The organism is Vibrio sp. 10N.247.311.13 (assembly GCF_041467595.1).
Taxonomy (GTDB): Bacteria; Pseudomonadota; Gammaproteobacteria; order Enterobacterales; family Vibrionaceae; genus Vibrio; species Vibrio crassostreae_C.
Genome location: NZ_JBFSUX010000092.1, coordinates 1 through 9948 on the forward strand (window position 1 = coordinate 1; position 9948 = coordinate 9948).

Annotated in this window: 7 protein-coding genes and 4 tRNA genes; 6 read left to right on the forward strand and 5 right to left on the reverse strand. The window is 45.7% G+C overall.

The window, feature by feature from the left end:
• Nucleotides 1-994: ketol-acid reductoisomerase (locus tag AB6E52_RS22005; RefSeq protein WP_372189978.1), on the forward strand; the 994-nt coding region annotated here is incomplete at its 5' end.
• A gap of 162 nt (nucleotides 995-1156) precedes the next feature.
• Here the strand turns inward: AB6E52_RS22005 and ubiK are convergent.
• The 4 genes from ubiK to AB6E52_RS22025 all read right to left on the reverse strand — a co-directional run bounded on the left by ubiK (nucleotide 1157) and on the right by AB6E52_RS22025 (nucleotide 6374).
• Nucleotides 1157-1408, reverse strand: a complete 252-nt coding sequence (ubiK, locus tag AB6E52_RS22010; RefSeq protein ID WP_017061964.1) for a ubiquinone biosynthesis accessory factor UbiK — start codon at nucleotides 1406-1408, stop codon at nucleotides 1157-1159.
• A 119-nt stretch (nucleotides 1409-1527) separates the two neighbouring features.
• Nucleotides 1528-4656, reverse strand: a complete 3129-nt coding sequence (locus tag AB6E52_RS22015) for a multidrug efflux RND transporter permease subunit (RefSeq protein ID WP_102320136.1) — start codon at nucleotides 4654-4656, stop codon at nucleotides 1528-1530.
• An 11-nt stretch (nucleotides 4657-4667) separates the two neighbouring features.
• Nucleotides 4668-5774: an efflux RND transporter periplasmic adaptor subunit gene (locus AB6E52_RS22020; protein WP_017069625.1), complete on the reverse strand. Its 1107-nt coding sequence runs from the start codon at nucleotides 5772-5774 to the stop codon at nucleotides 4668-4670.
• An 18-nt stretch (nucleotides 5775-5792) separates the two neighbouring features.
• Nucleotides 5793-6374 carry a TetR/AcrR family transcriptional regulator gene (locus AB6E52_RS22025; protein WP_017061961.1) on the reverse strand — a complete coding sequence of 194 codons (582 nt, stop codon included), beginning with the start codon at nucleotides 6372-6374 and terminating at the stop codon, nucleotides 5793-5795.
• Between the two features lie 180 nt (nucleotides 6375-6554).
• Here AB6E52_RS22025 and rep point away from each other — a divergent pair, with 180 nt between their 5' ends.
• On the forward strand, nucleotides 6555-8573 hold the full coding sequence (rep, locus tag AB6E52_RS22030; RefSeq protein WP_017061960.1) for a DNA helicase Rep: 2019 nt from the start codon (nucleotides 6555-6557) through the stop codon (nucleotides 8571-8573).
• Nucleotides 8574-8654: 81 nt separating this feature from the next.
• Here rep and AB6E52_RS22035 read toward each other — a convergent pair whose 3' ends face one another.
• Nucleotides 8655-9068, reverse strand: a complete 414-nt coding sequence (locus AB6E52_RS22035; RefSeq protein ID WP_017063036.1) for a cytochrome c5 family protein — start codon at nucleotides 9066-9068, stop codon at nucleotides 8655-8657.
• 298 nt (nucleotides 9069-9366) lie between these two features.
• Between AB6E52_RS22035 and AB6E52_RS22040 the strand changes: the two genes are divergently transcribed.
• The 4 genes from AB6E52_RS22040 to AB6E52_RS22055 all read left to right on the forward strand — a co-directional run bounded on the left by AB6E52_RS22040 (nucleotide 9367) and on the right by AB6E52_RS22055 (nucleotide 9841).
• A tRNA-Arg gene (locus tag AB6E52_RS22040) sits at nucleotides 9367-9443 on the forward strand.
• A gap of 48 nt (nucleotides 9444-9491) precedes the next feature.
• Nucleotides 9492-9567 (forward strand) — tRNA-His (locus AB6E52_RS22045).
• A 77-nt stretch (nucleotides 9568-9644) separates the two neighbouring features.
• A tRNA-Pro gene (locus tag AB6E52_RS22050) sits at nucleotides 9645-9721 on the forward strand.
• A gap of 44 nt (nucleotides 9722-9765) precedes the next feature.
• Nucleotides 9766-9841 (forward strand) — tRNA-His (locus tag AB6E52_RS22055).
• Nucleotides 9842-9948: the final 107 nt, after the last annotated feature.

The following is a 9948-nucleotide window of genomic DNA, read 5'->3' on the forward strand; positions in this document are numbered from 1 at the left end:
GTACAAACGTGGCTTCGGTGTACCAACACTTATCGCTGTTCACCCAGAAAACGACCCTAAAGGCGAAGGTTGGGATATCGCTAAAGCTTGGGCTGCAGGTACTGGTGGTCACCGTGCAGGTTGCCTAGAGTCTTCTTTCGTAGCAGAAGTTAAATCTGACCTGATGGGTGAGCAAACTATCCTTTGTGGCATGCTACAAGCGGGTTCTATCGTATCTTACGAGAAGATGATTGCTGATGGCATCGAACCTGGCTACGCAGGCAAGCTTCTACAATACGGTTGGGAAACGATTACTGAAGCACTTAAGTTTGGTGGCGTAACTCACATGATGGATCGCCTATCTAACCCGGCTAAAGTTAAAGCGTTTGAGCTTTCTGAAGAGCTTAAAGACCTAATGCGTCCGCTTTACAACAAGCACATGGATGACATCATCTCTGGTCACTTCTCTAGCACAATGATGGCTGACTGGGCGAACGATGACGTGAACCTACTAGGCTGGCGTGAAGAGACAGGCGAAACTGCATTCGAAAACTACCCAGCTTCTGACGTAGAAATCTCAGAGCAAGAGTACTTCGACAACGGTATCCTAATGGTTGCTATGGTTCGTGCCGGTGTTGAGCTAGCATTCGAAGCTATGACGGCATCAGGCATCATTGATGAGTCTGCTTACTACGAATCTCTACATGAGCTTCCACTAATCGCAAACACAGTTGCTCGTAAGCGTCTTTACGAAATGAACGTTGTAATCTCTGATACTGCTGAGTACGGTAACTACCTATTCGCTAACGTAGCAACACCGCTACTACGTGAGAAGTTCATGCCTTCAGTAGCAACGGACGTCATCGGCCGTGGTCTAGGTGAGACATCTAACCAAGTTGATAACGCTAAGCTAATTGAAGTAAACGAAGCTATCCGTAACCACCCTGTAGAATACATTGGTGAAGAGCTACGTAGCTACATGAGCGACATGAAGCGTATCGCTGTTGGCGGTTAATCTTCCAGTTCATCACTGAATAAAAATAGCCCTGAACATTTGTTCGGGGCTTTTTTATGCTTGCAACTATTTTACCGGTGAAGGCTTGATAGATTGAGGAAAAAATAAAGGCTTACCCGAAGGTAAGCCTTTATTCGAACTTGAACTGATTGAAAAAAATGACTATTTGTCTGAAAGCTTTGCTTCTAGTTCAGCCAGTTTTTGTTCCATTTCAGTGAGCTTCTGGCGAGTGCGAAGCAGTACTTGTGTTTGAACATCAAACTCTTCACGGCTCACAACGTCTAGCTTGTTGAGTTGGCCTTGGATAACTTGGCGAACTTTTTGGTCTACGTCTGAACCAAGCTCTTTTACTGGTTGAGGCATAGAATCGTGGATCTGCTTAGCAATTTGCTCTAGTTTTTTTGGATCAAACATATCAATTAAAACTCCTTAATATTTATCACTATTCTATTTAATCACATCAAAGATGTCGCCTATGGCGTACAAAAAAAGGCCACCGAAGTAGCCTTTTTATTGTTAATACGACAGGGAAATTACTTATTGTTAGCTAATTCTCTGTGCGCCGCTTTTGCTTCATCAACACGGGCCAGCTTCTCGAGATCTTTATCTTCGAGGAAAACTGGAATTGGTTTATGTTTTTCGGCTAAGTAGCTATAAATAACCGGTAGAACAAACAGCGTAAACAGCGTACCAATCGCCAGACCAGCAACGATAACAATACCGATACTAAAGCGCTGAGCTGCACCTGCACCCGTGGCGTACATCAATGGGATCAGGCCTGCAATCATCGCCGCTGTTGTCATTAGGATTGGACGTAGACGTACCCTTGCCGCCTCCATAACCGCCTCTTTGCGTGATAATTTATTATGCAGCTGCTCTTCTTTTGCTACCTCACAGATCAAGATACCGTGCTTGGTAATCAGACCAACCAAGGTAATCAGCCCCACTTGCGAGTAGATGTTCATCGTCGCTGCGCCCCAAGCGAGCGCAATCAATGCACCACATATTGCGAGTGGCACCGACACCATGATAACCAATGGATCTTTTAACGACTCAAATTGAATCGCCAGAACCAAGAAGATGATCGCCAGTGCTAAACCGAACGTCACATACAGTGCGCTGCCTTCTGTTACAAACTGACGCGACTCACCCATGTAGTCATGGTTATAGCCTGCAGGTAATTTGGTTTGGGCAATGTTTTCAAACCAGTTTACCGCATCACCCATCGCCGCGCCCGGCATAGGAACCGCACCGACCGTCGCTGAGTTCAACTGGTTGAAGTGAGGAAGAGAGCGAGGCTCTGCCACCACATCAATTGTTACCAAGCTACCGAGAGGAACAGCATCACCATTGCTGGCTCGAACGTAGTAATGATTCATTGACTCTGGGTTTAAGCGGAACTTACGCTCAACCTGAGGGATCACTTCATAAGAACGACCGTTGAGGTCAATACGGTTAACGTAACCATCCGACATCATGGTGCTTAGGGTGACACCGATATCTTGCATCGTTACCCCATAAGCGCCCGCCATATCTTTATCAATTTGAATCTTCATCGTTGCTGAATCGTAGTTCAAATCAAGGTCAGAGTAGACAAAGAGAGGGCTATCTTTCACATCCGTTAAAATATCGGTTGCGATAGCGAATAAGCTCTCAAAGCTGCTTGGTGTGGTAATCACAAACTGGAGTGGTAGACCAGAACCGGCACCCGGCAACTCTGGCATTTGGAACGCGGTTACTGCCATGCCTGGGATATCTTGTAGCAATCCACTGATACGGTTCGTTACCTCAGATTGGCTAGCCGTGCGCTCACTCCATGGCACCATTGAGGCAATACCAAATGCTTGGTTTGAGTTTGGTACACCAGTGAAGGATTGAGCGTATTGGATTTCAGGCTGGGTCACCAAGATACCGCTCACGTCATCCATCGTGTTACTTAGGTAGTCTAGGTTAGCCGTTGATTGACCAGTACCAATCATCATCACCACCCCTTTATCTTCTGCAGGGGCAAGTTCACTTGGGATGAATTTAAACAGCATCGGCAAGCTTAAAAATACAATGACCGCAAAGCCAATGATAACCGGACGATGATCCATGATCGCATGCAGCATCTTAGAGTAACGGCCTGTCATACGATCAAGTACGCTGTGTACCTTCAGTTCAAACTTACTCGGCTGTGCATTTTCTTTTAGCAGCTTTGAACACATCATTGGAGACAGTGTTAAAGCGATGATTCCAGAAACAAATACCGAGCCAGCGAGGGTTAATGCGAACTCTTTAAACAGCGAGCCTGTGATACCACCCATCATTGCGATAGGGGCATAAACCGCGCCCAATGTCAGTGTCATTGCAATAACCGGTACTGCAATTTCACGGGTACCAATGATGGCAGCCCTGAAAGGAGATTCCCCCAATTTGACGTGTCGATCGACGTTTTCCAGTACTACGATTGCATCATCAACCACTAGACCGATTGCTAATACCATCGCCAGTAGCGTCATTAAGTTCCATGAGAAACCCATGACTTGCATCACCATCGCAACACCAACCAGCGATAAAGGGATGGTTACGATAGGAATGATAACCGCACGCAATGAGCCTAAGAATAGCGTGATAACCACTAATACAATCAGCGCGGCTTCAACAATCGTGTGTATAACCTCTTGAATGGATTCATTAATCGCAATGGTTGAGTCATACATGATATTCATGCTGATATTGCTTGGTAGGTTTCGCTCCAACTCAGGATACAGCTGCATAACATCAGCAGCAATGTTGATCGGGTTAGCACTTGGCGCTGCATTGATGGCGGTTACAACCGTTTGTTTGCCATTAGCACTTGCGCGAACCACATCGTGGCTTTTTTCTAGTGAAACCTTAGCAATATCACCTAAGCGAACAATAGAACCGCCATTTTGACTGGTTTTGACCACCAACCTTTCTAATTCATCGGTATTGGTTACTTGGGTATTGGCACTGCCGTTGTACAGCATAAACTCACCAATTGCTTGGCCAGTTGCTGATTGGTAGTTGTTTGCATTAAGCACCGTCATCACGTCAGTGGCTGTCAGGTTTAATGCTGCCATTTTGGAAGGATCAAGCCATACACGTAATGCGTATTTGATCCCGCCGTACAAGTCGACCTTTGATACGCCATTAACGGTAAACAGTTGTGGGTTAACCACTCGCTCAAGGTAGTCGGTAATTTGGCTTGCAGAGAGTTCATCACTCGTAAAACCAATGTAGAGTACCGCCGTTGTTGAACCGGTAGACATAGTTACGGTTGGATCTTCGGCTTCTTTAGGAAGCTGAGAACGTACCGAGTTAGTCTTGGCCAGTATGTCAGACAGCGCGGCATTCGGGTCGGTATTGAGCTTCATATTAACCGTAATAGTCGAGCTACCGAGTACGGACTGCGACGTCATATAATCAATATTATCGGCTTGAGCGATCGCTTGTTCTAATGGCTGAGTTATAAAGCCTTGGATCAGATCGGCACTGGCACCGTAATAGCTCGTCGTGACCGTCACGATCGTATTTGTCATGTCTGGGTATTCACGAACCTGCATTTTGAAGATTGCTTGGAAGCCAAGCAATGCGATCAAAAAGCTGATTGAAATAGCCAGAACTGGACGTTTAATAAAAACATCAGTAAAGCGCATGATTCCTCCAATTACAGCATTGGTGTTTCAGCTGGCGGCGTCGTTGCATCACTTTCTACAACTCGAACTTTAGCATTGTTACTTAAACGAACTTGACCCGTTGTCACGACAACATCGCCAGGCTCTACGCCTTCCAGTATGTGAGCAATACTTTCTGTACGTTCACCTACTTTCACCACTTGTTGTTTCACACGCTGCACACCATCTTCTTCACGTAAAATATAAACATTGTCACCGTAAAGTGTGAAAGTGATGGCCGTCTGAGGCAGTGTCACTTGGTTTGCTAGTTTAGGTAGAATGATGTTAGCGCGCGCAAACATACCGCTACGTAACTTACCATCGTTGTTTGGGATATCGGCTTGTACTTGGATAAGACCACTTTGGATGCTAACCGCAGGCTCAATGGCACTAATAGAACCTTTAAACGGTTTTTCTGGGTATGCATCAACGAAGATGTCGATCGCCTGACCAACCTCAATACGAGAGATGTCATTTTGAGAAATAGTGAAGCGTAGGCGCATAACACTGGTGTCTTCTAGGCGAACGATGTCAGTGCCAGATTGTAGGTATTGGCCTAGATACACATTACGAATACCGACAGTGCCGTCAAACGGAGCGCGGATCTCGCGACGGGCAATCGATGCTTTAAGGCTTTCAATATCAGCCGCTAACGATAAGAAATTAGCTTCTGCTTCATCGAAGGCTTCCTTAGAGATAGAGCCTTTCTTGAATAGCCCTTGGTAGCGCTTGTATTTAGCTTCAGCAGCCGGTAAGCGTGCCTCAGAGCTTTTTAGATTGGCTTTCTCTACATCAGAATCAAGGCGGATCAGTTGTTGGTCATTTTTAACCTCAGTACCTGATTCGAAAGAAATTTGATCGATAACACCGCTGGTTTCGTTCGCTAGTGTCACACCTTGGTTAGGTTCGATGAAGCCGATAGCTTCAATCACTGGAACCCAGTCGATCGGCTGAACTTCAGTTACCGTTACTGGAAACTCTGGTTCAGGGCGGTTGGCCATATACTCAGCAATTTTTTGTTGTTTGAACATGTTAAACCCAATAACGCTGCCGAAAAGTAGTACAGCGATGAGTAACATGAAGAAAGTCCACTTTTTCATTATGGTCAAAACTCCGATCTAGTGTTTAATTATTGCGTCCCAACTGGCTTCGATTGCAGATTCTAGTTCTGCCTCATCAAGTTGGTAAAATCCTAAAGAATGCTTGCGTGCTAGAGAAACACTAGCCGCCAAGCTCAATCCACCTAATACTTCATTGTTAAGTGGTTTAAACAATCCTTGTTCTTTCCCCTCATTAAATAGCAGCTCAACTTGGGCAAACATTTTACGTTCTAGTTCCCTGAAGTTTAGGCTATTTGTGATGGGTAGAGAGTCATACTGAACCCGATTTTTTATTGCGGCTAAATTCGTTCCTGCTAAGTTCCATATGTTCAACCACATAGTACGGTAGCGTTGTTTAATTGGATCCGAATCATTAACCCCTTGTTGAACAGCATCAGCTACTCTTTGAGTCACGAGCATTCGAACATCTTCTATCAAATGCTCTTTATCATCGAAGTAGCGATAGATAGTGCCTGCAGCCACTCCCGCTTCTTTGGCTAATTTTTGCATTGAAAGGCCTTGGAAACCGACCTCTGCAATTAGCTTTTCAGCTGCAGAAAGTATTTGCTGGCGTTTATCCCGAGGTGCATGAGTTGTCATATTTCAACCACCAATGAATGAACGTTCATTCATTATAGCCTAATAACCACACACATGTGCAACAAAGTTTTACATAATCAGCGTAAAAATCTTGTATAAGAGAACGTAGCATTCGTGCTGTTGCAGCATTATTATAGGCGCGCAATTGAATTCGCCCCTCTAGACCAAACTGAGAATCAAATGAAACTGAACCCAAGACAAGATGAAGCCGTGAAATATGTTTCGGGCCCCTGCTTAGTATTAGCGGGCGCTGGATCCGGTAAAACACGTGTTATCACCAATAAAATTGCTTATCTGGTTCAGGAATGTGGCTATAAGGCGCGTAATATTGCGGCGGTGACCTTTACTAATAAAGCGGCACGCGAGATGAAAGAGCGTGTTGGGCAAACTCTAGGTAAGGGCGAATCGAAAGGGCTGATTGTTTCGACTTTTCATACCATGGGCTTAACCATCATTCGCCGTGAATACAAAGCGCTGGGTTTGAAAGCGGGTTTCTCTCTGTTTGATGACCAAGACCAGTTAGCTTTGTTAAAAGAGTTAACAGAGAGACAGATCGATGGTGATAAGGATTTGCTACGCGCTTTAATGAGCACCATTTCGAATTGGAAAAATGACATGCTGACGCCAGATCAGGCGAAAGCACGTGCTCAAGGCGAACAAGAGCAGTTGTTTGCATTCTGTTTTGAGATGTACCAGAAACAGATGAAGGCATACAACGCACTCGATTTTGATGATCTGATCGCGATGCCTGTATTACTACTGAAAACCAATCAAGAGGTGCGTGAGCGCTGGCAGTCGCGTATCCGCTATTTACTGGTCGATGAATACCAAGATACCAACACCAGCCAATATGAGTTGGTTCGTTTACTGGTGGGAGAGCGTGGTCGCTTGACGGTAGTAGGTGACGATGACCAATCTATCTATTCATGGCGTGGTGCAAAACCGCAAAACTTGGTGTTGCTGGGTGAGGACTATCCAAATCTTCGCTTGATCAAACTCGAGCAAAACTATCGCTCAACCAGCCGAATATTACGTGCGGCGAACATCTTGATCGCCAACAACCCACACGTTTATGAAAAGTCACTATTCTCAGAGATCCCAGACGGTGAAAAGCTCAAGGTACTGAATGCTAAGAATGAAGAGCATGAAGCAGAGCGTATTACCGGCGAGATCATCGCCCACAAGTTTTTGAACCGTACTGAATACAAAGATTACGCAGTGCTTTACCGTGGTAACCACCAATCACGCTTGATTGAAAAAGCGCTGATGCAGAACCGCGTGCCCTACAAGATCTCTGGCGGAACCTCTTTCTTCGCTAGAGCCGAAATTAAAGACATCATGGCTTACCTACGAGTGTTGGTGAACCCTGATGATGACAACGCCTTCCTGCGTATTGTAAACACGCCTCGCCGTGAGATAGGCCCGGTTACGCTAGAAAAGCTAGGTAGCTATGCCAATATGCGTGGTAAGAGCTTGTTTGAGGCCAGCTTCGAGATGGGCTTAGAGCAGACACTGACGGGGCGTGGTTTAGAAAATTTGCGCCGCTTCGGTGACTGGATTGTTCGTATCTCAGACAATGCCGAGCGTGGTAATACGGTTGAAGCCGTTCGTTCTTTGGTTCGTGACATCAACTACGAAGATTGGTTGTACGAAACCTCAGCGAGCCCGAAAGCCGCTGAAATGCGAATGAAGAACGTCTCTGATCTGTATAGCTGGATTGTGGCCGATCTTGAGGGTGACAACTACGATAAAGAAGAGAAAACCCTGCGCGAGGTGGTTCAACGTTTAACGCTGCGCGATATGATGGAGCGTGGTGAGGATGATGACGATGCAGATCAAGTCCAATTAATGACATTGCATGCATCGAAAGGTCTAGAGTTCCCATATGTATTCCTGATGGGTGCAGAAGAGGGCATCTTGCCGCACCAAACCAGTGTCGATGAAGGCAACGTAGAAGAAGAACGTCGTCTTATGTATGTGGGGATTACTCGAGCGCAGAAAGAGCTGACTTTTACTAAGTGTCGTGAACGTCGTCAATATGGTGAATTAATAAAGCCAACACAAAGCCGCTTCCTCGATGAGCTGCCGCACGATGATGTGGAGTGGGAAAGCGTTAAGAAGCCTCAATCCGCTGAAGAAAGAATGGAAAAAGGGCAGGCGCACATTGCGAATATTCGAGCGATGTTCAACAAGAAGTAATGCCCTACTTTAATCGCACTATATAGAAGCCAATAAAAAAGGTGACCATGAGGTCACCTTTTCTGAATCTGGCATTTTTAATTACAGACCGGCAATCATGTGCTCGATAGCATCTTTGATTTCGTCGTCTGAACAATCCATACATGAACCTTTCGCTGGCATCGCATTGAAGCCGTTGATTGCGTGGTCAGCTAGAATGTCGCGACCTTGAGCAATGCGAGGACCCCAGTCACCAGCATCACCTGTTTTAGGTGCGCCACTTACGCCAGATGCGTGACAAGCGATACAAAAGGTACCGTAAACTGCTGCGCCATCACGAGGGCCTGTTGGTTCTGCGGCTACTGGCTCGCTGCCGACTAGGTAAACTTGGCCAACTGGTTTGATGCGTTCAGCAATTGCATCGTGCTCCGCTTCGCTTAGGCCTGCAGCCATTGCGCCAGTTGAAAAGGTTAAAACTGCGATGACAACGCTTAAAATTCGACGAGACATATCCATTAAACTCACTTTACATTCCCAAGGTAAGTACATGCTTACCAATTTATAGTGTTGGAAGGGTGTTTTGGCTTTAACCAGCAAAGAGCAACTGTTAAACCAATGTAAATAATGGGTGATTATATCCCGATAAGTTGTTGCAATAAACAACAACTTATAAGCTGTGGCGGGTTGTAGTACTCAAATAAGGGGTTTATCACATATTAACTGTCGAAAAAGAGACCAAACAGAAAAAAAAGTTAAAAAAGTACTAGACGGCATTGGGTGATATACGTATTATTCCACTCCGCCGACAGGGCATGCGCCTGTAGCTCAGCTGGATAGAGCGTTGGCCTCCGGAGCCAAAGGCCGAAGGTTCGAATCCTTTCAGGCGCGCCATCCGGTCTCTTACTTCGGTAAGTGAGAAATTGGCAAAAAGAAATAATGGTGGCTATAGCTCAGTTGGTAGAGCCCTGGATTGTGATTCCGGTGGTCGCGAGTTCGAATCTCGTTAGCCACCCCATTCTTTCTTTACAAAATATCGGTAGCTTCGGCTTCCAGTGTTGATTCATTATTCCCAAGAGTCGATACAAAACTAGTCGGTGAATAGCGCAGCTTGGTAGCGCATCTGGTTTGGGACCAGAGGGTCGGGGGTTCGAATCCCTCTTCACCGACCACTATTTCAATAATCGCTTTTAAGCGGTTATATAAAAAATTAGTGGTGGCTATAGCTCAGTTGGTAGAGCCCTGGATTGTGATTCCGGTGGTCGCGAGTTCGAATCTCGTTAGCCACCCCATTAATTTTGGTAGCTTCTTTGAAGTTCCCAGTTTGAGAAATCAAACGAAACGTCTCGGTGAATAGCGCAGCTTGGTAGCGCATCTGGTTTGGGACCAGAGGGTCGGG

What these genes read in the sequence shown, in the direction of transcription:
- ubiK (WP_017061964.1), bottom strand. Translation starts at nt 1,408, where the DNA reads ATGTTTGATCCAAAAAAACTAGAGCAAATTGCTAAGCAGATCCACGAT.
- AB6E52_RS22015 (WP_102320136.1), bottom strand. Translation starts at nt 4,656, where the DNA reads ATGCGCTTTACTGATGTTTTTATTAAACGTCCAGTTCTGGCTATTTCA.
- AB6E52_RS22020 (WP_017069625.1), bottom strand. Translation starts at nt 5,774, where the DNA reads ATGAAAAAGTGGACTTTCTTCATGTTACTCATCGCTGTACTACTTTTC.
- AB6E52_RS22025 (WP_017061961.1), bottom strand. Translation starts at nt 6,374, where the DNA reads ATGACAACTCATGCACCTCGGGATAAACGCCAGCAAATACTTTCTGCA.
- rep (WP_017061960.1), top strand. Translation starts at nt 6,555, where the DNA reads ATGAAACTGAACCCAAGACAAGATGAAGCCGTGAAATATGTTTCGGGC.
- AB6E52_RS22035 (WP_017063036.1), bottom strand. Translation starts at nt 9,068, where the DNA reads ATGGATATGTCTCGTCGAATTTTAAGCGTTGTCATCGCAGTTTTAACC.